Origin of the sequence: Ligaoa zhengdingensis (assembly GCF_014384885.1) — a bacterium.
In the GTDB taxonomy this organism is placed as follows: domain Bacteria; phylum Bacillota; class Clostridia; order Oscillospirales; family Ruminococcaceae; genus Ligaoa; species Ligaoa zhengdingensis.
The window spans coordinates 13,611-35,088 of the sequence record NZ_JACRST010000023.1; the positions used below are offsets into that span (position 1 = coordinate 13,611).

Below are 21,478 nucleotides of genomic sequence, written 5' to 3' on the forward strand. Positions count from 1 at the left end.
GCTTGTTTGGATTTTTCTACGATTCTTATTACTGGATTTTGGTGGTGCCGGCCATGCTGCTTGCGGCCTTTGCGCAGATGAAGGTGAGCTCCACCTTCAACCGCTACTCGCAGGTGCGCAGCCGCAGCGGCTACACCGGCGCGCAGGCCGCGCGCGACATCCTGGACCGCAACGGGCTGCAGGGCGTGCGCATCGAACGGGTGCGCGGCAACCTCACCGACCACTACGACCCGCGCAGCAACGTGGTGCGCCTGTCCGATTCGGTGTACGACAGCCCGTCAGTGGCCGCCATTGGGGTGGCCGCCCACGAGTGCGGCCATGCGGTGCAGCACGCGGTGGGTTACTTCCCCATCAAGCTGCGCTCCGCCATCATCCCGGTCACCAACATCGGCTCCAAGCTGTCCATCCCGCTGCTGCTCATCGGGCTGGTGGTGCAGGTCGAGCCGCTCATCAACCTGGGCATCCTGCTGTTTTCCACCATGGCGCTGTTCCAGCTCGTGACCCTGCCGGTGGAATACAACGCGAGCAACCGCGCGCTGGCCACCCTGGACAGCACCGGGATGCTCTCTGGCGACGAGTTACAGGGCAGCAAAAAGGTGCTCAGCGCCGCCGCCCTCACCTACGTGGCCGCGCTGCTGGTCGCGGTGATGCAGCTGCTGCGCCTGCTGCTGCTGTTTGGCGGGCGCCGTCGGGACGACTGACCGGACGCCACACCCATCAAAGAGTAAGGAATGACAGAATGAAATCTGCAAGACAAATCGCCGTGCAGGCGCTCATCAAAGTGAACCAAGATGGAGGCTACTCGAATCTGGTGCTGGACCACGCACTGGAGGAAAGTGGCCTCGACGCGCGTGACAAGGCGTTTTGCACCACGCTGTTTTACGGCGTATTGGAGCGGCGTATCACCCTGGACGCGGTGCTCGCGCGCTACTGCCGCCAGCCGCTCAAAAAACTGATGCCGCAGGTGCGCGAGCTGCTGCGGATCGCGGTGTACCAGATTCTCTACCTCGAGGGGGTGCCCGCGTCGGCGGCGGTCAACGAGAGCGTCGAGCTCTCCCGCCGCATGAAATGCGGACACGCCTCGGGCTTTCTTAACGGGGTGCTGCGCGCCTTTCTGCGGGACGGCGGCAGCCTGGATGGGGTGCTGCCCGACCGCGCGGAACACCCTGAGGAGTACCTGGGCCTCTTTTATTCGGCCCCGCTCTGGCTGGTGCGGCAGTGGGCTGCCGACTACGGCATCGAACGAGCCGAGGGGATGCTCGCCGTGTCGGTGGGCCGCCCCCCGCTCTACCTGCGGGTAAACCCGCTTAAAAATAACCCTGCCGACCTCGCCGCCGCGCTGCGCAAAAAGGGCTTTGCGGTCACGGTGCGCGAGGAGATCGGCAACTGCCTGGAGGTATCCGGCACCGGCGCGGTGGACTACCCCGTGCTCTACAAGCGCGGCCACTTCACCGTGCAGGACCTGTCCTCCCAGCTCTGCGTGCAGGCGCTGGAGGCCCGACCCGGGATGCGCTGCCTGGACGTGTGCGCCGCGCCGGGCGGAAAGACCTTCACCCTGGCGCAGGAGATGCAGAACGAGGGCGAGGTGCTCGCCCTGGACCTGCACGAATTTAAAACCAAGCTGATCCGCGACGGCGCAAAGCGGCTGGGGCTCACCTGCGTCTCCACCGAGGCGTCCGACGCCTCGGTGTACGACCCGGCGCGCGGCCTGTTCGACCGCGTGCTGTGCGACGTGCCCTGCTCCGGGCTGGGGATCATCCGGCGCAAACCGGAGATCCGCTACAAAAATCCCGAGGAATTGGCCGCTTTGCCCGAAATTCAGTATAAAATATTGGAAATATCCGCAAAATATCTCAAGGCGGGTGGACGGCTGATCTATTCCACCTGCACCCTCAACCGGAATGAGAACGACCGGGTGGTCGAGCGCTTTTTGCGCGAGCACCCGGAGTTTGAACCCGAACCGCTGCCCGAGCGCATCCGGCGGCTGACGGGCGGCGAGGGCTACAAGGTCACGCTGTTCCCCGAGGCGCTCGGCTCGGACGGATTCTTCTTTGCGCTGCTGCGCCGCACAGAGAAAGGGGGCGCGGCCCTGTGAGCGATGCGATCGATCTCAAATCCCTCACCCTGCCAAAGCTCGAGGCGCTGATGGCCGAGTGGGGCCAGCCGCGCTTCCGCGCGGGCCAGCTGTTCGAGTGGATGCACCAGAAGCAGGTGGGGGCGTTCGACGAGATGACCAACCTGCCCGCCGCGCTGCGCCGCACCCTGGGCGAGCGATGTACCCTCAGTGTGCTGACGGTGCGCCGCCGGCTGGTCTCCAGGCTGGACGGCACGCAGAAGTTTCTGTTCGGGCTGCCCGACGGCGAGACGGTGGAATGCGTGCTGATGAAGTATAAGCACGGCAACAGCCTGTGCATCTCCACCCAGGTGGGCTGCAAGATGGGCTGCCGGTTCTGCGCCTCCACCCTGCTGGGCCTCTCGCGCAACCTCACCCCGGGCGAGATGCTCGAAGAGGTGTACGCCGCCCAGCGCGAGAGCGGCGAAAGGGTCGGCTCGATCGTGCTCATGGGCATCGGCGAGCCGCTCGATAACTTCGACAATGTGATGGACTTCCTCGAGATTCTGTCCTCACCGCGGGGGATGAACCTGAGCTTGCGGCACGTCTCGCTCTCCACCTGCGGGCTGGTGCCCCGCATCTACGACCTGATGGAGCGCAAAACCCAAGTGACCCTCTCGATCTCGCTGCACGCGCCCAACAACGCCCTGCGCGACAAACTGATGCCGGTCAACCGGCGTTACCCCGTGGAGGAGCTGATGAAGGCCTGCCGCGACTACTTCGCGCACACCGGGCGGCGGGTATCCTATGAATATTCCCTGATCGGCGGGGTGAACGACACCGAGGAATGCGCGCGCGAGCTCGCCGCGCTGCTGCGCGGGCAGGTCGCCCACGTCAACCTCATCCCGATCAACGAGGTGAAGGAGCGGGAGTTTCGCAAGGGCTCCCGCGCGCGGATCGAGCGGTTTCAATCGATTCTCACGCAAAACAAAATCAACGCAACGGTGCGGCGGGAGCTGGGCGCGGACATCAACGCGGCCTGCGGCCAGTTGCGCCGGGAGGAAAGGGGGGCGCAAAACGGATGCTGAAGGCCTATGGAAAGACCGATAAGGGGATGGTGCGGGCAGCCAACCAGGACAACTACGCCCTGCACAGCCTCTCGGACAGCGCGCTCCTGGCTGTGGTGTGCGACGGGATGGGCGGCGAGCGCGGCGGCAACGTCGCCAGCCGCAACGCGGTCAACATTATCTCGCAGCACATCAGCGCGCACTACCGCGAGGGGTGCGACGAAAACGGCGTGCGCAACACCCTGCTCTCGGCGGTGTCGGTGGCCAACGCCCTGGTGCACGATATGGCCCTGCACGACGAAGCGCTCGCGGGCATGGGCACCACTGTGGTGGCATGTATCCTGCGCGGCAGCACGGCGCACATTGTGCACGCGGGCGACAGCCGCGCCTACTTAGTGGCGGAGGACGCGATCTCGCGCGTGACCCGCGACCATTCGGTGGTGCAGATGCTCATTGAAAACGGCGAGCTCACCGAGGCACAGGCCGCCACACACCCCAAAAAGCACTACATCACCCGCGCGCTGGGCGTGGAAAGCTCGCTCGACGCGGAATACACCGAACTGGAGCTCTCGCCCGGCCAGATGCTGCTGCTGTGCACCGACGGGCTGACCAATCATCTGAGCGAACAGCAGCTGCTGGAAGCGCTGCGCGGCGTCCTGCCCGAACAGGCGCCGCAACGGCTGTGCGACCTGGCCAACCAGGCCGGCGGCTTGGACAACATCACCGCGGTGGTGTTACTGCCGTGACGCGCTTTTTGCGGCTTTATTCAGGATTCAGGAGGAATGCATGAATGGATCGATACATCGGCAGGCGGCTGGATGGACGGTATGAAATCATCGAACTGATCGGCGTGGGCGGCATGGCCAACGTCTACCGGGCGCGCGACGCGGCCGAGGACCGGATTGTGGCGGTGAAAATTCTGCGGGAGGAATACCGCAACAACGAGGAATTTTTGCGCCGCTTCAAAAATGAGTCCAAGGCGATCGCGATTCTCAGCCATCCCAACATCGTCAAGGTCTACGACGTGATGATCAACCGCCAATACCAGTACATCGTCATGGAATATATCGACGGCATCTCCCTGAAGGAGTACATCGAGCAGCAGGGGGTGCTCAAGTGGCGCGAGGCCGTCTACTTCACCGTGCAGATTCTGCGCGGGTTGCAGCACGCGCACGAGCGCGGGGTGGTACACCGCGACATCAAGCCGCAGAACATCATGCTGCTGTACGACGGTACCATTAAGATCACCGACTTCGGCATTGCGCGGTTTGCCCGCGCCGAAACCAAAACCCTCACCGACCGGGCGATCGGGTCGGTGCACTACATCAGCCCCGAGCAGGCGCGCGGCGATACCACCGACCAGAAGGCCGACCTCTATTCGGTGGGTGTGATGCTGTTTGAAATGCTCACCGGCAAGCTGCCGTTTGAGGCGGACAGCCCGGTTTCGGTCGCGATCAAGCAGATTCAGTCGATCCCCCGCCGCCCGCGCGAACTGAACCCCGAAATCCCCGAGGGGCTGGAGGAGATCACCCTGCGCGCCATGCAGAAGGACGCGCACCGGCGCTACCAGTCCGCGGCGGAGATGCTGCGCGACATCAACGAATTCAAGCGCAACCCCAGCATCAGCTTTGAATATAAATACCTCTACGAGCCCGAGCCGGCCGAGATTTCCCAGGCGATGGCGCGCCAACAGAAGGTGCCCGCCGCGCGGCACAGGGCGGCCGTCCCCGCCGGGCGCGGGGCCCGCTCTTCACGGCCCGCAGTGGACGGCGAACCGGAGGAGGTCGTGCACAAGACGCCGGTCCTGCCCATCCTGGCGGGGGTCGCGGGCGCGTTCCTGCTGGTGTCCGGCCTATTCATCTTTTGGATGTTCTACACCCACAACCCGTTTGAATCGGTGGAGCAGGTGCGCCTGCCCAACTTTGTGGAGGAAAAATACTCCACCGTCAACCAGAAATACGGCAAGGAATTCAAGCTGGAGCGCGAGGATGTGCCAAGCAACGACTACGAGCGCGGCGTCATCATCGACCAGGTGCCCAAATCCGGGCGCCGGGTGCGCAAGGGCAGCACCATCACCCTCAAGGTGAGCAGCGGCTCGCAGACGGTGGTGATGGAGGACTACGCCGGCATGGCCGAGGACGAGGCGCTCTCCAAGCTCAAAAGCCTGGGGCTCAAGGCGACCACCTCCAACATCAACCATCCGAACATCGCCAAGGGCCTGGTCATCAAGACCGACCCGCCCAAGGGCAGCGAAATCACCACAGATACCCCCGTGACCGTCTATGTCAGCATGGGCGCGGAGAAGCGCCTGGTGCCGGTACCCGACCTGATCGGGCTGGACAAGGACGAGGCCCGCGCGGCGCTCACCATGGCCGGCCTGCGGGTGGGTACCATCACCACCGTGACCTACAACCAGCTCGACCCAGATGAGTTCGAGGAGGAGCCGGAGATCGATACGGTGATCGCCCAGAGCCCGGACGCCTACGGCGAGAACGACACCGGCCGCATGGTGACCGAGGGGACGATGGTGAACTTCAGCATCTACGGCGGCGACAGCAGCGTGGTGCGGCTGAACGTGCGCATCAAGCTGCCCAAGCTGGACCGCAAGGTGGAGCTGCGCGCGGAGATGGACGACGAGCTGGTGAAAAAGGCGACCCTCAACCCCAAAGACGAGGGCGAGTGGGTGGTGACCTTCTCGAGCGAATATGTCAGCGAGGAGGCCAAGATTTATATCGACGGCGAGCTGTTCCAAAAGCTCGAGCTCGACTTTGTCCACGGCACCCACACCATTCTGCGCGACTACACCAGCGATTTTGTAGATGATGACGAGTGACGGCGATGGGAGAGACGACACATGGGCTCATCGTGAAGGCGATGAGCGGATTCTATTATGTACAGTGCCCCGAAGGGCTGATCGAATGCCGCGCGCGGGGGGTGTTCCGCAAGCGCGGGCAGGATCTCTATGTGGGCGACAACGCCTCGGTGGAGCTCACAGCGGGCGGTAAGGGCTATGTGGTGGCGGTGGATGAACGCCGCAACTTCCTGGTGCGGCCCCCCCTGGCCAACCTCGACCAGCTGGTGCTGGTGAGCTCCACCTGCGAGCCCGTCCCCAACCTGCTGGTGATCGACCGGATGATCGCGGTCGCGGAGCGCAAGGGGATCGAGCCGCTGCTGGTATTCACCAAAAAGGATATGGCGGACGCCTCCCCCTATGCGCGCATCTACCGCCACGCGGGCTTCGCGGTGGCGGAGGTATCCAACGCCACCGGCGAAGGGGTGGACGCAGTGCGTGCGGCGCTCACCGGCCGCGTGAGCGCCTTTTCGGGCAACTCGGGGGTGGGCAAAAGCAGCCTGCTCAACCGGGTGGATGCGCGTCTGGCCCTCCCCACGGCCGAGATCAGCCAAAAGCTGGGGCGCGGCCGGCACACCACCCGGCATGTGGAGCTATTTGCGCTCCCCGAGGGCGGTTACGTGGCGGACACCCCCGGCTTCTCCTCGCTCGATCTCGAACGCTGCGAGCCGATTCTCAAAGAGGACCTGGCCGGGTGCTTCCGCGAGTTTGCCGACTATGTGGACGGCTGCCGCTTCACCGGCTGCTCCCACACCAAGGAGAAGGGCTGCGCGGTGCTGGAGGCGCTGGCGCGCGGCGACATCGAGCCCACCCGCCACGAGAGCTATGTGAGCATGTGGAACCAAGTGATGGACCTGAAGGAGTGGGAGCTCAAGTGAACATACAGGACAACACCGCGCGGCCGGGCGGCCGCTGCATCATCATCGGGGCGTGCAACCCCTGCCCGGTGCGGCGGGTGGTCAACCTGCGCGACGACGACTTCATCCTCTGTGCCGACGGGGGCTACCGCGCCTGCATGGCCGAGGGCATCCGGCCCGACCTGGTGGTGGGCGACTTCGACTCCTACTCCGGCGAGATTGCCGAGGGCATCCCGGTGGAGCGGGTCGCGGCCGAAAAGGATGACACCGATACCATGCTCTGCCTCAAGCGCGGCATCGAGCTCCACTACGACGAATTCATCATCGTGGGCGGCATCGGCGGGAGGCTGGACCACACCGTGGCCAACCTGCAAACCCTGGCCTACGGCTGTGAGCGCGGCTGCTTCGTGCTGCTCGCGGACGAGCGCAACCTCGCCACCGTGATCGGCGCGGAGACGGTGCGGGTGCCCCGTGTGGAGGGGTACAAGCTCTCGGTGTTCGCCTTTGGCGGGCGGTGCGAAGGGGTATGCGAGCGCGGGGTCAAGTACCCCTTGCAGGACACCGTGCTCACCCCGGAGTTTCCACTGGGGGTGAGCAACGAATTCGCCGGCGACGAGGCGGTGATCACCTGCGGCAGCGGCAAGCTGCTGATCCTGCTCTGCCGCTGCGACTGAGCCCCGCTTTTGCGTGCCACTTTTCCGCATCCGTCCCCGTCCGGAACCCTTTTCCCGCCTTTTGCGTATGATGGAGCAAGAATACCAATCGGCGGAAGGACGGTGAGCGCGATGCGCAGGCGGTGTTGCAGGGGGACCAATTGGTGCGGGGCGGCGATCGCCATTGGCGCGGGGCTGCTGCTGGTGCTGTTTTGCCCCATGCGGGTGCTCCTCACATTGGCCGCGATCGCTCTGATCGTGCTGGGCGCCCTGATGCTGCGATGCTAGAAAGGTGGTACATAGCATGAAGATTGTCGTTGTAAAAAGTCCCAGATTCCTTGCCCCTTTTTTGAAGTTCTTTTTCAAAATCAAATGATGTGAAAAACTCCCGCCGAAGATGACAACGGCGGGAGTTTTTTTGGCGCGTGGGGGCAGGATCAAACCGGACAGGCCCCGTTCAGAGCATATCCAGGCCGTTGACCACCAGCTTGAACTTGAGCCCCAGGAAGTCGGCCGCGCGGCGGCAGAGCAGCATCCGGTTGAGAAATATCTCAAAATAATTCATCACCGGGCAGATCTCGGGGTCGATGGTGATATCCAGGATGAGGGCCTCCTTGCCGTCGGAAAACGAGAGGTCCGCGGCCTCCACGGCGTAGTTTACACGGTCGTGGATGTCGAAGGTGGTGGCATCGCGGTTGCGCACCCGGCTGCGGCGCACATCGCACTTGTCCGCGAGGATCAACGCGGCCGCGATCGGGCTGACCGGCACGGCGGTGCCCTCGTCGTGGTTGCCGATGGCCCCGATCACCAGTGCGACATCGTCTGCGGACATCCCCATCTGGTCCAGGATGCGAAACGCCATGATTGCGCCGCTCTGGGCGTGGTCCTGGCGGTTGATGACATTGCCGATGTCGTGCATAAAGCCCGCGATACGCGCGAGCTCGCACAGGCGCGGCTCATAGCCGAGGGTGTTGAGGATTTCATACGCGCCCTCGGCGCATTTGGTGACATGGGCAAAGGCGTGTTCGGTGTAGCCCATGGTGGTGAGCGCCTCGTCCGCCCGGCGGATGTAGGTGCGCACCGCCTCGTTGTTTTTGACCTCTGCAAAGGTGACCTGCGGCATGTGTCGTTCCTCCCCTTTTTATTGTTTCCTTCTGCTATTATACAGGATTCCGCGGCGGTTTATCAGGGACAAACCGTAAAGTTTATGCGGGTTCTTGTAAAATCGTGCAATTTTATGGACGTCTGTTGCAATCTTCCAAATGGGGTTGACTTTGACCCGGCCAAAACTTTATACTGAATATAAAGTAATTTATCGAGTCTTACAGCCAATTTTCCACGGCGGCGCGGCCGCTGCCGTGTATGGATATCTGAAACCAGGAGCTATCGACAGGAGGAATGTATCAGATGGCAATTTTAGTGACCGGGGGCGCCGGATTCATCGGCAGCCACACCGTGGTGGAACTGCTCGCAGCGGGCAAGGAAGTCGTGATCGTCGACAACTTTGTCAATGCCAAACCTGAAGTGCTCAACCGCATCCGGAAGATCTCCGGCAAAGATTTCAAATTCTACGAGGCGGATATCCTCGACCGCCCTGCGCTCGACCGCATCTTCGAGGAAAACGACATCGATTCTGTCATCCACTTCGCGGCCCTCAAGGCGGTGGGCGAAAGCTGCCGCCAGCCGCTGCGCTACTACCGCAACAACATCGCGGGCACCCTTTCGCTGTGCGAGGCGATGACCGCGCACAACGTCAAAAAGATCGTCTTCTCCTCGTCGGCCACCGTATATGGCATGAACAACCCGGTGCCGTTCGTCGAGACCATGCCGATCTCCCAGGCCACCAACCCCTACGGCAGCACCAAGGTGATGATGGAAACGGTGCTGACCGACCTGTTTAAGGCCGACCCCGCCTGGAGCGTGGTGCTGCTGCGCTACTTCAACCCCATCGGCGCGCATCCCTCCGGCCTGATCGGCGAGGACCCGAACGGCATCCCCAACAACCTGCTGCCCTATGTGGCCCAGGTGGCCTCGGGCAAGCTGCCCTATCTGAGCGTGTACGGCGACGACTACGACACCCCCGACGGCACCGGCGTGCGCGACTACATCCATGTGGTCGATCTGGCGAAGGGCCATCTGCTGGCGCTGGATAAGCTGGCTGAGGCGGGCGTCAACATCTACAACCTCGGCACCGGCAAGGGCTACAGCGTGCTGGACGTGGTGAACGCCTTCAAGAAGGCCAGCGGCCGCGACGTGCCCTATAAGGTGGTGCCCCGCCGCCCCGGCGATATCGCCGTGTGTTATGCGGACAGCAGCAAGGCCAAACACGAGCTGGGCTGGGAGGCAAAGTTCGACCTCGACGACATGTGCCGCGACAGTTGGAACTTCACCAAAAACAACCCCAACGGCCTGTAAGATGGGCCCCCTGACACCCGCTTTCAACCGGCTCGCGCTGGTTTGAAAACCTTTCTTTCCTCTATATTTTTCATCTTAATGCGAAAACGGCTGTGCTATAGCAAGGGCACAGCCGTTTTCGTTTCTATCCCTATTCGGTTTCCGCGCCGGGCAGCTCGTCCCGCCGCATAATCACAAATTTGGTGGGAATCCCCTCCTCGGTGAACATCCGCTCATGCTCGGTGGGGATACTCCCGGTGAACCCGCTCGCGTGCAGATCGCGTGTGAGGTACACCTGGGTGAATCCGGCCTCCGCAAAATAGCGCAGGGAGGCGTCGAACAGCATGTCGCTGTCGGTCTTAAACCAAATTTCGCCCCCGGGCTTGAGAAACCGCCGGTAGGTCATGAGCTGGCGGGTGTGGGTGAGGCGCTTTTTGTGCTGCTTGGGGCGGGGCCAGGGGTTGCAGAAATTGATGTAGATGCGGTCGATCACATCCTCGCCCTCGCGGAACATTAGGAACAGCCGCTCGATGTCCAGCGTGACCAGGCGGACGTTGTCCGGCTCGCGGCCCACCTCGGCGTAGGCACGTTCGACGTTGCGCTTGGCCAGGCCGAGCATGGCGTCGATCAGATCCACGCCGATGTAGTTGTTGTCCGGGTCGTTCACCGCCTGCTGGGAGATGAACCCGCCCTTGCCGCAGCCCAGCTCCACGCGGATGGGCTTGCCGTTGCCGAACCACTCGTTCCAGCGCCCGGCGTATTCGGCGGGGTGTTCGGTGTAAAACGGGCAGGCCTCCAGCTCGGGGCGCGCCCAGGGTTTTCTTCTGATTCTCATGGTATGTCGCTCTCTCCTGTACTGTTGCGTTATTGGCCGGTCCGGCGGATCACTCCAGTTTCCGGACCTCCTTGTAGACCCCCACATATTTGGGAGGGATCACCTTATCGATGTGCTGACAACCGAAAAACCACCGCTTGCAGCGCACCGTCTGCGCGGCGCGGTTGAGGAAGGCATAAAGCTGGTTGTACATGTTGCTGTCCATGTTGAGGAAGCTCTTGACCACGCCGGTGCACTCGTGGGTGACGACATAGTCCACCCGGTAGTCCGCCGCCGCCAGGTTGCGTTCGGCCTGCTCCAGCTCGCCGGCGGTGGGCATACAGCCCTCCAGCGCCTCGCTCCAGCAGTCTGCGTCCGGGTTTTCGCCGCCGCCCAGCGTGAACACGGTGTTGCCCTCGATGGTATACACCTGCCCGCGCAGCAACTGATAGAGACGGCCGGAAATCTGCCGCGCCCTGCCTCCGTTCCAATCCACCGTGCCATAACCGGCCAGCAGGCCGTGATTCTCGTGCACCCCATCCAGAAAGGCGATGGTGTAGCGCTTGCGGCCCAGCTTTTTGAGCAGGCGCTGCTCCGCCTTGCCGCCGTCCCACACAAAGCCGAAGTCGCCGCAGATAATCAGGGTGTCCCCGCGGCGCAGCCGACGGAGCGCCCGCGCCTTAAAACGGTCGTAATCGCCGTGCATATCCCCTGTCACGTAAACCAATCAAAAACCTCCCCCGAGTGGGATAAATTTGTCCCCTTGTTCTTATTCTTTTCACATTTTTCTGTTATAATAGCTGATAAATGCCCATTCTATTTATGAGTGGCCGGCTTACATCAAACGCGCGCGGCCCGGTTGGCCGTGTGGTTATTATAACACATTTTGGGAGTAAACGATATATGCGCAAGGATACTTTTTTGCGGCGTGCGATCCGCCGCGCGCTGGCGCTGAGCCTGGCGGCTGTGATGGCGCTGGGCCTCTCGGTGACGGCCAGCGCCACCTATGCCCCCCCGTTCGACGTATCGGCCGAGGCGGCCTTGCTGGTGAACCTCAACACCGGCGACATCATCTATGAAAAAAATGCGGACCAGAAGATGTATCCCGCATCGCTCACCAAGCTGATGACCTGCATCCTGGCCTTTGAGATGTGCCCCGACCTGGACGGCACCACCGTGACCGCCAAGGCGTACATCTATGACGAGTTTTACGGCCTCAACGTCTCCACGGGCGATATCAGGCGCGGCGAGACGATGACCATGCGCCAGCTCATCTATGCGATGCTGATGCAGAGCGCCAACGAGGCGGCCAGCATCGTGGCCGACTACCTGGGCGACGGCAGCATCCCCTACTTCGCCGAGCTGATGACCGAACGCGCCAAGGAGCTGGGCTGCACCGGCACCAACTTCGTCAATCCGCACGGCCTGTTCGACGAGAACCATTACACCACCGCGCGGGACATGTACCTGATCGCCAAGCACGCCATCAGCATCCCGGGCTTTCTCGAGATCGCCAGCACGGTGCACTACGAGGTGGGCTCGACCAACGTCCACGAGAGCCTGGCGTGGAACACCACCAACACGATGATGCGCAAGGGCACCACCTACTACTATGAGCCGGTGAAGGGCCTCAAAACCGGCACCCTGCCCGAGGCGGGCAAATGCTTTGTATCCACCGCCTCGCAGGACGGGTTCGACTACCTGTGCGTGGTGCTGGGCGCGCCGATTGTGCAGGATGAGAACGGCCGTGAGATCGACAACAAGGCGTTCGACGACACCAAGAAGCTGTATGAGTGGGTGTTCGACACCTACTCGATCAAGACGCTGATGGAAAAGGGCCGGGATGTGACTGAAATCCCGCTGCGGCTGGCCAAGGACGTGGACTACATGAAGCTGGCGAGCGACGAGCGGTTTTCCGCACTGGTCCCCGACGAGATCGAGGCGTCGAGCGTGGTGCTGGAATATGAGCTGCCCGAATACATCACCGCGCCGGTGAAGAAGGGCGACCGCGTGGGCACCGCGCGGCTGATCCTGGCCGGCGAGCAGATCGGCGAGGTGCCGCTGGTGGCCACCTTCAGCGCGGAGCGCAGCGCCGTGGCCTACGCGATGGACCAGCTCGAGACGGTGACCCTCTCCTACTGGTTCAAGTTTGGGGTGGTGTTCCTGGCGAGCTTCATCGTGTTCTACATCATTCTGATGATCCTGCGCAACCGCAGCCGTCGCCGTTACCGCCGCCCGCAGCGCTGACACAAAAAATATCGCCCGGGAGCCGTCGAAGGTTCCCGGGCGTTTTTTTGATGGATTATCGTCGCAGCAGCGCGAAGAGCAGGGACAGCAGCCCGTAGATCACCGGCTGATGCAGCAGGTAGATGTAGATGGTGTTGCGCCCCAGGGCGGCCAACCACCGGCAGTGGGGCCGGTAAAACCAGGATGGCGCACGGCGCGCCTTGATGGGCACGCCCACAAAGGCGCCGCCCAAAAACCAGAAAATCCAGGGCAGCAGCGGGAAGTAGTCGGACGACCAGAATCCCTCGCGTGGGAACCCCAGCCAGAACAGCCAGGAAGTCCCGTACCAGGCGTCGGGCAGCGCCATCTCCCAGCCGCGCATCCCCCAAAAGCCGAGCTGGGTGTTGAAGGTGAGAAAGAACAGCGCCGCGCACCCGATCACACCCGCCCAGGGCGGGATACGGTCGAGCAGCGGCCGCAGCAGCGGGAACAACATCATGCACACGCCCAGCATGTGCAGCACCCCGAACAGCACGATCTGTTCGGGCAGAACCACTGCGGTGACCAGCGTCATCAGCATACCCAGCGCAAAGCACTGCGCCCCGCGCTTGAGGTTGTTGCGCGAAAAGCGGGACGCCACGCCGGATAGAAACACAAACAGCCCCGCGATTAGAAGCTGAATCCAGGTGGTGAAGGTCCAGCGGAACGCGGGGATGTTGACATCGAAGATGTAGACCAGGTCGTAGAAGGTGTGGTAAACCACCATCAGCAGGATGAATGCGCCGCGCAGCTCGTCCACCAGCCACACGCGGCCGCTGAGATCCCTTTTTTCCGCCATCGGCGCGTCCCCTCCGCTCTTACTTATCCTGGGATCGTCTCATAGATCACGGTGCGCGCGGCGTCCAGGTCGTCCACCATCAGCATGATGACGTAATCGCCGCGGGAGAAAATTTCGGCCTCCTGCGCGATGCGGTAGGCGTCGTGCACGTCGTAGTTTTCAAATTCGCTCACACGCTCGGTGCGGCGCTGCTCCAGCGCCTCGATCACCTGATCCACCGACTGTTCGTCGGGCACCTTGACGATCACCACATCGGCGACACCGTAGCGTCCGCTGGAATAGCGCGCGGCGTAATCGGAAATGAGGCCGGTTTCGATGTGGAACAGGTCGTTGATCTGGTCGAGGCCGGCGTCCTGCAGGCCCTTCATATCGATATCCTCATAGATTCGGTCGATCACATCGCCGAGGCGCTCGGGCTCGGTCTGCGCGTACACGATGCTCGACTCGGCCTCGGACAAGGGCGCTTCGGGCTCGGACGGCGAACAGGCCGCCAACGCGATCAGCGCCGCTGCACACAGCGGCAGGGCGCACCATCTTTTCCAATCTTTCATAAGCCACTCCTGTTATCTTATCATGTCCGGGCGGCGCATCCGGTCGAACTGTGCGCCTGCCCGCCCGTTTGCAAAAACGGCGTCCTGTTAAAATTATAAACGTTTTGGCGGCTTCGTCAAGCAAACGGGCGGCGAATTCACAGGATGTTAAAACCATAGAAAATTTTGGACGGCACGGGGCGGGTCATCCGTCCTCCTGCATAGACAGCGGGTCCCGCCCGAAGAACGCCTCCACGGTCATCCATACGCCCAGGCGGTAGCCGTAGACAAAGCGGTCGGTCTCAGCGAGGTCCTCGACCTCCCAGTGCGCGGCCTCCAGGTTGTCGAGCAGGGCGCGGGCCGGTGGGTCGAGCACCGCGGTCAGCGCCGCCTCGCACTCGGCCAGGCGGGCGGCTGCCTGCGCCTGTTTCGAGCCGCGCGCGACGCGGTTGGGCGCGGTGAGCAGGTTGCCCTGGGCAAACGCTTTTAAAATAGATTCCATACCATGTACCCCTTTTTATTTGGATTTCGCGCCCGCCCTTGCCAGGCGCCGCCGCACATGGTACAATATTTGTGCAGCGATATCCGGGCATTTCCGGACAGGCTGTTGTGTGGAGAAAGCGGTGCGTGTAAAGGGTGCGCCGCTTTCTTCATTTTTTTTGCGCGTCATAATCTTATCCCCCCATTTTTAATGCGCATATTAAGTATATTATCATGCGCATTAAAAGTCAAGGGCTATTTCGCGCTTATTTCTCTGTTTCGTCATATATCTTGTCGATCCCCTTGCGGACAACATCGGATGTGGTCAACCCCAGCTTAGCCTTGCAGTGTTCCAATTTCTTTTTTGTTTCTTCACTGACCAACACGAAGATGCGATCTTTTAGACGTTTCTCCCCAATGGGTGGGCGGCCCATCTTTTTCTTTTGTTCCATGATTTCACCTCGCTTCCAACCATATTTCTATCATACACTATTCTGCGCATGGAAGTCGAGACTCTGCGCGACTTTTTCAATCTTCGCCCCTGAACCGGAGAACTTTTGCTTTGTTTTCTTCGCTTTTAGATGCACAATGAACTCCGTTTGATGTCCATTATAAAAAATATAACACCAAATGGTGTATACTGTGAATAAAAAATTCTATCGCAGGGGGGAAGCCGTATGCCGTACAAGCGAATCAGAGACCTAGGGAAGACCAAAACCTGAGCCAAAGGCAGCTTGCCGAAATCCTTCATATGCACAAAACCACATATGCGAGATACGAAACGGAGGAAAGGGAAATCCCGTTTGATATCGCTATCATGCTCGCGAAGTACTACAACGTGAGCCTCGACTACATCGCGGGCTTGACGCAACAGAAGGAAATCAAGTAGCTTCTAACGTACCGAAAACTGGCCGAAACAGTTTCGACGGCGCCTCTATCAGCGCCCCGCCGCCATCCCTTTTACTTTATCTGTGCATTGGGAAAATACTCCGCTAACATAAACAAGGGTAGCCTCATATTTCGAGGCTGCCCTATAAGAATGATGCAGAATCGTTTTAAGCTAAATAGTCTTTAACGTCATCACAATAGGAATAGCCGTCTTTCCGTCCGATTTGGTATCCGCGGCAAAGAGAGTCGATATTCTTTTCCAAATGCCCGATATTCAAAGGCTGTTTGGGGGCAATCACGAGAGCTTCTTTATTGTTTGCCATCGTAAAAATACGTTCCCGTTCTTCTTCATACAACAGATTTTCATTTTTAATATCTTCAACAAGTTTTGGAAAAGATCGATAAAACCTTTCTGCTGCCTTGCATATAACTTGCGATGGCTTTGCTTTTTGATAGGTCGATTCCCGCGTCAGAATAAAAATAACGCGGTCGTATTCTGGGTGGATATCTAAAAAATGCAAAGGTGTTTTATTGGCAATCCCACCATCCAAATAAGGGATCCCTTCTATTTCGACCCTGCGATTCAGAAAAGGCATCGACGCTGATGCGGCGATTGCTTTCATGATATTACTGCTCTGGTCTCGATCTATGTATTCCTGTTTTCCTGTTACGCAGTTCGTTACGGCGGCGTAGAATTTCACCTTGTTATGATAAAATGTATCCTTGTCAAACGGAATATACTGCGGAACCTCGTGTAAGATGAAATTCAGACCGATCATATTATGCTCACGGCGAATAGCTTTTTCTCCGGCATAACGTGGATCTAATCCATAGGCATAAGTAACATCTTTTACCCGTCCTGGCTGTTTGGCCACATAGCACATTCCATTCAAGGCTCCCGCAGAAACGCCAACTACGCAATCTGGGTAGAGATCATGTTCCATAAAAACATCCAGAATACCCGCAGTGTAGATTCCTCTGTAGGAACCTCCCTCTAATAAAATAACGCTTTTCATTTATTTACCTCTTACTTAATTTAAAACTTCAAGCTGATACACAAGCGGCGATTTGTCAAGTCAATTTTTATCATATTCTAGCATAGCGGCAGGCAGATTGCAATTAGCGTAAAAAGACCCGCCGCCCCTTTTCTTCCCGACAACTTTATGATAAAATAAGAGGTAGATTGCTAAAAAAGAAAGGGTTGTATTGTATGGAAATTTGGCAGATTGCAGTTCTCGCTGCCTGTGTGGTTGCCGCCGTGCTCATCTGGCTGCTGGTGCGGCGCTCCAAAACCGTGGACGGCCGCAAAAAGCGCGTCGCGGGCGCGCTCAAAAAATTTGCCGCGCTGCACAACTTTAAAGTGCTCAGCGACGTCACCCTCCCCGCCGCCAAGGATACAACCGTCCACGTGGACAACATCCTGGTGGGCTATTTCGGTGTGCTGCTGGTGAACGCCGAGGTCGCCGAGGCCGATTACTACGGCGAGGAGCGCGACGAGACCTGGACCATCGTGCAAAACGAGGTCAAAACCCGCATCCCCAACCCCCTGCGCGCGGGCGAAGCCGCCATGGAGGCGGTGCGCGCCATCTTTGTCAAAAACAACGTGTTCAACATCCAAATGGAACAGCTGGTGGTGTTCACCTCCCCGTTCCGCAAGCACGCGCTGTATGTCAAGGACTCCCTGCCGGTGGTCAACCTGCGCCGGCTCAACGCGCTGTTGGGCAAAACCCGGTTTGAAAAGGACAACGGCGTGGATGTGGACCTGATCGCGGGCCTGATCGACGGCAACCGCATAAAATAACAAGGCAAGGAGGCCGCCGCTATGCCCGAACAACTGCTTCGGCTGGAAAACGTGACCCGCCGGATCACCAGCGAGTTTTATATCCGCGGGATCGACCTGACCCTTTACCGGGGGGAGGTGCTCGCGCTGGCGGGCAAAAACGCCGCGGGCAAATCCACCCTGGCGGGCGTCATCAACGGGGCGCTGCCCGCGGACAGCGGCCGCATCTGGTTCGAGGGCCGGGCGGTGGAGATCGACAGCCCTGCGGCCGCGATGGAGCTGGGCATCGTCACCCTGGTGCAGAACAACCACGGGTTTGAGGACCTCACCGTGGCCGACAACGTGCTGGTGGGCAACCCGAAATATTTTAAGACCGGCGGCCTCACCCCCAAGCGGATGCGGGTGGTCTGCCAGCCCTGCTTCGACGAGCTGGGCATCGCCGTGGACCCGGGCGCGCGCTTCGGCGACCTCACCCCCGCCCAAAAGCAGGCGGTGGCGCTCGCGCGGGCGCGCCTGTTCGACGCGAAGCTCATCATCCTGGATGAGCCCTCCTCCCGCCTGACCGAAACCGACTGCGAGACCCTCTACCAGATGGTGCGCCGCCTGCGCGACACGGGGGTCTCGATTTTGTATATCACCCACCGGCTGAGGGAGATCCTCGCCCTGGCCGACCGCGTGGCGTTTGTGGAGCATGGAGAGATCAAGCTGGTGCGCGAGACCGCAGGGCTCACCGAGCTCGACCTGATCGAGCAGATCGAGGGGCACGGCGTCGGCGACCTGTACGGCCGGGCGGACCGGGCGGAACCGGGCGAGCCGCTGCTGGAGGTGGAGCACCTCTCGGCGGGCGGAATCCGCGATGTGAGCCTCACGGTGCGGCATGGCGAGCTGGTCGCGGTGCTTTCGGACGGCGGCCAGGGGATGCAGGGGCTGCTGCACGCCCTGCTGGGCCTGATCGGCCACACCGGCGTGATCCGCCTGGACGGCCGGGAGGCTGCGCTCACGAGCCCGCTGGAGGCGGACGCGCTGCGCATTGTGGCCGCGGTGGACGAGGACACCGAGGAATTGCTCGCCACCTACGACAGCAAGGGCGGGCGCGCCACCGGGCGGCTGTCCGCGCTGGGGGCGGGCTGGAAGCAACTGACCATCAGCATGGGCCGCATGACCCGCAAGATGGTGGGGATGAAGCAGGAGGCCGAGTACATGACCGGCGGCTTCCGCCAGCGCGAGCTGATGCAGCGGACGCTGGGGCGGGACGGCGACCTATACCTGCTGGTGGACGCGACCAACGGGGTGGATTTGCAGATCCGGCTGCGCATTTACAACGACCTGGGCGCGCTGTTGGCGCGCGGGCGCGGGGTGCTCTATTTTACCAACGATGCGGCGGAGGCCGCGGGGCTGGCCGACCGAGTGCTTGTACTGCGTGGAAACACAATTGTTTTTGAACGATATGCAAAAGAAATAGACGCCGCAACCCTGACAAAACTGTTAAAAGGGTAAAACTTCCCGCTTTTAATTGACGAAAACGCGCGAAGTGTTATAATAGGAGCTAGATATTTTATTCACAAGCGCCATTTTTCCGCGCGGCTTACACCTGCGGAGGGTGGCGCAAAAAATATACATTTTTATTTTTGGAGGTAAGCACAATGGCAAGAGTTTACAACTTCTCAGCGGGCCCATCCACCCTGCCCGAGTCGGTGCTTGCGAAAGCCGCAAGCGAAATGCTGGATTACAACGGGTCCGGCCAGTCGGTCATGGAGATGAGCCATCGATCTCCGGTTTATGACGAGATCATCCGCTCCTGCCAGAGCTTACTGCGGCAGGTCATGAACATCCCCGACAACTACAAGGTGCTGTTTTTGCAGGGCGGCGCGTCCTCGCAGTTTGCGATGGTGCCCCTCAACCTGATGAACAAGAACCACAAAGCCGATTACATGGTGACCGGCCAGTTCTCCAAGAAGGCCAAGGACGAGGCGGAGCGTTACGGCGAGGTGCGCGTGGTGGCGTCTTCTAAAGATAAAAACTTCACCTACATCCCCAAGATCACCAAGGCCGACCTCGACCCCAACGCGGATTATCTGCATATCTGCTTCAACAACACCATCTTCGGCACCAAGTTCCCCTACATCCCCGAAACGGGCGATATGCCGCTGGTGGCAGACCTGTCGAGCTGCATCCTGTCCGAGCCGATCGACATCTCCAAATTCGGCCTGGTGTATGCGGGCGCACAGAAGAACATGGCCCCGGCCGGCCTGACCGTGGTGATCGTGCGGGAGGACCTGATCGGCAACCAGATGGACGTCACCCCGACCATGTTCAACTACAAGGTGCACGCGGACAACGACTCGATGTACAACACCCCGCCGTGCTACTCGATCTATATGTGCAAGCTGGTGCTGGAGTGGATTCAGAACGAGATCGGCGGCCTGGAGAAGATGAAGGAGCGCAACGCGGCCAAGGCCAAGGTTCTGTACGACTTCATCGACAGCTCCAAGCTGTTCCAGAACAACGTGAACCCCGAGGACCGCTCGATGATGAACGTGACCTTTGTCACCGGCGACGCGGACCTGGACAAAAAGTTCTGCAAGGAGGCCGCGGAGGCCGGCTTTGTCAACCTGAAGGGTCACCGCTCGGTGGGCGGCATGCGCGCTTCCATCTACAACGCGATGCCCCCGGAGGGGATCGACAAGCTGGTGGCGTTCATGGCCAAATTTGAAGCGGACAACGCCTGACGGCGCGCCGCACAATCTATCGGATAGGGAGCTGTTTCATTATGTATCAGATTAAAACGCTCAATAAAATCAGCCCGGCCGGGACCGACCGGTTCGACAAATCGAAATATGCCTTTGTGGAGGAGATCGCGGACGCGGACGCCGTGATGGTGCGCTCGGCTTCGATGCACGAGATGGAGTTCTCCCCCTCCCTCAAGGCGATCGCGCGCGCGGGCGCGGGCGTCAACAACATCCCCATCGACAAATGCAGCGAGCAGGGCATCGTGGTGTTCAACACCCCCGGCGCCAACGCCAACGCGGTGAAGGAACTGGTGCTCGCCGGGCTGCTGATGTCCGCGCGCAAGGTGGTGCCCGGCATCGAGTGGGCCAAGACCCTCAAGGGCCAGGGCGCCGAGGTCGGCAAACTGGTGGAAAAGGGCAAGAGCGCCTTTGCCGGCCCCGAGCTGATGGGCAAGACGCTGGGCGTCATCGGCCTGGGCGCGATCGGCGTGCTGGTGGCCAACGCCGCCCGCCACTTCGGCATGAAGGTCTACGGCTACGACCCATACCTCTCGGTGGACACCGCGTGGGGCCTGTCCCGCGAGACCAAGCATGCCAATAGCCTGAGCGAAATCTACCAGAACTGCGATTTCATCACCCTGCATGTGCCCCTCACCCCGGATACCAAGGGGATGATCAACTCCGAAAGCCTGGAGGCCTGCAAAAACGGCGTGCGCATCCTCAACTTTGCGCGCGGGGACCTGGTGAACACCGAGGATATCCTGGCCGCGCTGGATAGCGGCAAGGTCTCCTGCTATGTCACCGACTTCCCCAACGACGAGCTGCTGGACGTGGACGGCGTGATTGCGATCCCGCATCTGGGCGCCTCCACCCCCGAATCGGAGGACAACTGCGCGCGGATGGCCGCGATGGAGCTGATCGATTTTTTGGAGAACGGCAACATCAAAAATTCGGTGAACCTGCCCAACGTCAAGCTGGAGCGCAGCGGCACCTGCCGCCTGGGTGTGATCCACAAGAACATCCCCAACATGCTCTCGCAGATTTCGCAGACCATCTCGGCGGCCGGCCTCAACATCGACAACCTCACCAACAAGTCCAAAAAGGACTACGCCTATACGGTGGTGGATGTGGACGGCCTGATCTCCAAGGAGCTGCCCGAACAGCTCGGCGCCATCGACGGCGTGGTGCGCGTCAATCTGTACCGTTGAGCCAAATGTATTTTCTTCCCTCCGCGTTCGCGCGGAGGGTTTTTTAATAGTGCTTTAGCGAAAGAAGGGTGTGCGCGAAGGGATTGGGAGCAGGACTGTAAACACAGTGT

23 protein-coding genes are annotated in these 21,478 nt (G+C 60.5%); 15 read left to right on the forward strand and 8 right to left on the reverse strand.

Annotation, left to right across the window (positions count from 1 at the left end; translation table 11 throughout):
• Nucleotides 1-2 precede the first annotated feature (2 nt).
• The 8 genes from H8711_RS11435 to H8711_RS11470 all read left to right on the forward strand — a co-directional run bounded on the left by H8711_RS11435 (nt 3) and on the right by H8711_RS11470 (nt 7,769).
• Nucleotides 3-701, forward strand: a complete 699-nt coding sequence (locus H8711_RS11435; protein ID WP_283245944.1) for a zinc metallopeptidase — start codon at nt 3-5, stop codon at nt 699-701.
• 38 nt (nt 702-739) lie between these two features.
• Nucleotides 740-2,095, forward strand: coding sequence for a 16S rRNA (cytosine(967)-C(5))-methyltransferase RsmB (gene rsmB, locus H8711_RS11440; protein ID WP_249283578.1), 1,356 nt, complete (start codon nt 740-742; stop codon nt 2,093-2,095).
• Nucleotides 2,092-3,141, forward strand: coding sequence for a dual-specificity RNA methyltransferase RlmN (rlmN, locus tag H8711_RS11445; RefSeq protein WP_343274455.1), 1,050 nt, complete (start codon nt 2,092-2,094; stop codon nt 3,139-3,141). Before rsmB ends, rlmN begins: the two co-directional genes overlap by 4 nt.
• A complete protein-coding gene (locus H8711_RS11450) occupies nt 3,135-3,866 on the forward strand; it encodes a Stp1/IreP family PP2C-type Ser/Thr phosphatase (RefSeq protein ID WP_249283579.1) in 732 nt (243 codons plus the stop codon). Before rlmN ends, H8711_RS11450 begins: the two co-directional genes overlap by 7 nt.
• Nucleotides 3,867-3,910: 44 nt before the next feature.
• On the forward strand, nt 3,911-5,953 hold the full coding sequence (gene pknB / locus H8711_RS11455; protein ID WP_249283580.1) for a Stk1 family PASTA domain-containing Ser/Thr kinase: 2,043 nt from the start codon (nt 3,911-3,913) through the stop codon (nt 5,951-5,953).
• 5 nt (nt 5,954-5,958) lie between these two features.
• Nucleotides 5,959-6,849, forward strand: a complete 891-nt coding sequence (gene rsgA / locus H8711_RS11460; RefSeq protein WP_249283581.1) for a ribosome small subunit-dependent GTPase A — start codon at nt 5,959-5,961, stop codon at nt 6,847-6,849.
• Nucleotides 6,846-7,502: a thiamine diphosphokinase gene (locus tag H8711_RS11465; RefSeq protein WP_249283582.1), complete on the forward strand. Its 657-nt coding sequence runs from the start codon at nt 6,846-6,848 to the stop codon at nt 7,500-7,502. The genes rsgA and H8711_RS11465 overlap by 4 nt, the downstream gene beginning before the upstream one ends.
• Before the next feature lie 111 nt (nt 7,503-7,613).
• On the forward strand, nt 7,614-7,769 hold the full coding sequence (locus H8711_RS11470; protein ID WP_249283583.1) for a hypothetical protein: 156 nt from the start codon (nt 7,614-7,616) through the stop codon (nt 7,767-7,769).
• 169 nt (nt 7,770-7,938) lie between these two features.
• Here the strand turns inward: H8711_RS11470 and H8711_RS11475 are convergent, their stop codons facing one another.
• Nucleotides 7,939-8,604, reverse strand: coding sequence for an HD domain-containing protein (locus tag H8711_RS11475; protein WP_249283584.1), 666 nt, complete (start codon nt 8,602-8,604; stop codon nt 7,939-7,941).
• A gap of 284 nt (nt 8,605-8,888) precedes the next feature.
• Between H8711_RS11475 and galE the strand changes: the two genes are divergently transcribed.
• Complete coding sequence (gene galE, locus H8711_RS11480; protein ID WP_249283585.1) at nt 8,889-9,896, forward strand: UDP-glucose 4-epimerase GalE; 1,008 nt, start codon at nt 8,889-8,891, stop codon at nt 9,894-9,896.
• 130 nt (nt 9,897-10,026) lie between these two features.
• Here the strand turns inward: galE and trmB are convergent, their stop codons facing one another.
• Nucleotides 10,027-10,710, reverse strand: a complete 684-nt coding sequence (trmB, locus tag H8711_RS11485) for a tRNA (guanosine(46)-N7)-methyltransferase TrmB (protein ID WP_249283586.1) — start codon at nt 10,708-10,710, stop codon at nt 10,027-10,029.
• A 49-nt stretch (nt 10,711-10,759) separates the two neighbouring features.
• Nucleotides 10,760-11,407 (reverse strand): metallophosphoesterase, encoded by a 648-nt coding sequence (locus tag H8711_RS11490; RefSeq protein ID WP_249283603.1) that lies wholly within the window; start codon nt 11,405-11,407, stop codon nt 10,760-10,762.
• A 185-nt stretch (nt 11,408-11,592) separates the two neighbouring features.
• On the opposite strand from H8711_RS11490, the gene H8711_RS11495 reads away from it, so the two are divergent.
• On the forward strand, nt 11,593-12,936 hold the full coding sequence (locus H8711_RS11495) for a D-alanyl-D-alanine carboxypeptidase family protein (RefSeq protein ID WP_249283587.1): 1,344 nt from the start codon (nt 11,593-11,595) through the stop codon (nt 12,934-12,936).
• 55 nt (nt 12,937-12,991) lie between these two features.
• Here H8711_RS11495 and H8711_RS11500 read toward each other — a convergent pair whose 3' ends face one another.
• The 4 genes from H8711_RS11500 to H8711_RS11515 all read right to left on the reverse strand — a co-directional run bounded on the left by H8711_RS11500 (nt 12,992) and on the right by H8711_RS11515 (nt 15,215).
• Nucleotides 12,992-13,753, reverse strand: coding sequence for a heparan-alpha-glucosaminide N-acetyltransferase (locus tag H8711_RS11500; protein ID WP_249283588.1), 762 nt, complete (start codon nt 13,751-13,753; stop codon nt 12,992-12,994).
• A gap of 23 nt (nt 13,754-13,776) precedes the next feature.
• The gene (locus H8711_RS11505) at nt 13,777-14,304 is read right to left on the reverse strand and encodes a DUF4358 domain-containing protein (RefSeq protein WP_249283589.1); all 528 of its coding nucleotides are present in this window, start codon (nt 14,302-14,304) and stop codon (nt 13,777-13,779) included.
• Between the two features lie 184 nt (nt 14,305-14,488).
• Nucleotides 14,489-14,785, reverse strand: coding sequence for a DUF6809 family protein (locus H8711_RS11510; protein ID WP_249283590.1), 297 nt, complete (start codon nt 14,783-14,785; stop codon nt 14,489-14,491).
• Between the two features lie 244 nt (nt 14,786-15,029).
• Nucleotides 15,030-15,215: a ribbon-helix-helix domain-containing protein gene (locus tag H8711_RS11515; RefSeq protein ID WP_249283591.1), complete on the reverse strand. Its 186-nt coding sequence runs from the start codon at nt 15,213-15,215 to the stop codon at nt 15,030-15,032.
• 206 nt (nt 15,216-15,421) lie between these two features.
• Between H8711_RS11515 and H8711_RS11520 the strand changes: the two genes are divergently transcribed.
• Nucleotides 15,422-15,652: a helix-turn-helix domain-containing protein gene (locus H8711_RS11520; RefSeq protein ID WP_343256425.1), complete on the forward strand. Its 231-nt coding sequence runs from the start codon at nt 15,422-15,424 to the stop codon at nt 15,650-15,652.
• 166 nt (nt 15,653-15,818) lie between these two features.
• Here the strand turns inward: H8711_RS11520 and H8711_RS11525 are convergent, their stop codons facing one another.
• Nucleotides 15,819-16,667, reverse strand: coding sequence for a patatin-like phospholipase family protein (locus H8711_RS11525; protein ID WP_249283593.1), 849 nt, complete (start codon nt 16,665-16,667; stop codon nt 15,819-15,821).
• A gap of 194 nt (nt 16,668-16,861) precedes the next feature.
• Between H8711_RS11525 and H8711_RS11530 the strand changes: the two genes are divergently transcribed.
• The 4 genes from H8711_RS11530 to H8711_RS11545 all read left to right on the forward strand — a co-directional run bounded on the left by H8711_RS11530 (nt 16,862) and on the right by H8711_RS11545 (nt 21,368).
• A complete protein-coding gene (locus H8711_RS11530) occupies nt 16,862-17,452 on the forward strand; it encodes an NERD domain-containing protein (RefSeq protein WP_249283594.1) in 591 nt (196 codons plus the stop codon).
• Between the two features lie 21 nt (nt 17,453-17,473).
• Nucleotides 17,474-18,928 (forward strand): ATP-binding cassette domain-containing protein, encoded by a 1,455-nt coding sequence (locus H8711_RS11535; protein WP_249283595.1) that lies wholly within the window; start codon nt 17,474-17,476, stop codon nt 18,926-18,928.
• A 146-nt stretch (nt 18,929-19,074) separates the two neighbouring features.
• Nucleotides 19,075-20,160 carry a 3-phosphoserine/phosphohydroxythreonine transaminase gene (gene serC, locus H8711_RS11540; protein WP_249283596.1) on the forward strand — a complete coding sequence of 362 codons (1,086 nt, stop codon included), beginning with the start codon at nt 19,075-19,077 and terminating at the stop codon, nt 20,158-20,160.
• 41 nt (nt 20,161-20,201) lie between these two features.
• A complete protein-coding gene (locus tag H8711_RS11545; protein ID WP_249283597.1) occupies nt 20,202-21,368 on the forward strand; it encodes a phosphoglycerate dehydrogenase in 1,167 nt (388 codons plus the stop codon).
• Nucleotides 21,369-21,478: the final 110 nt, after the last annotated feature.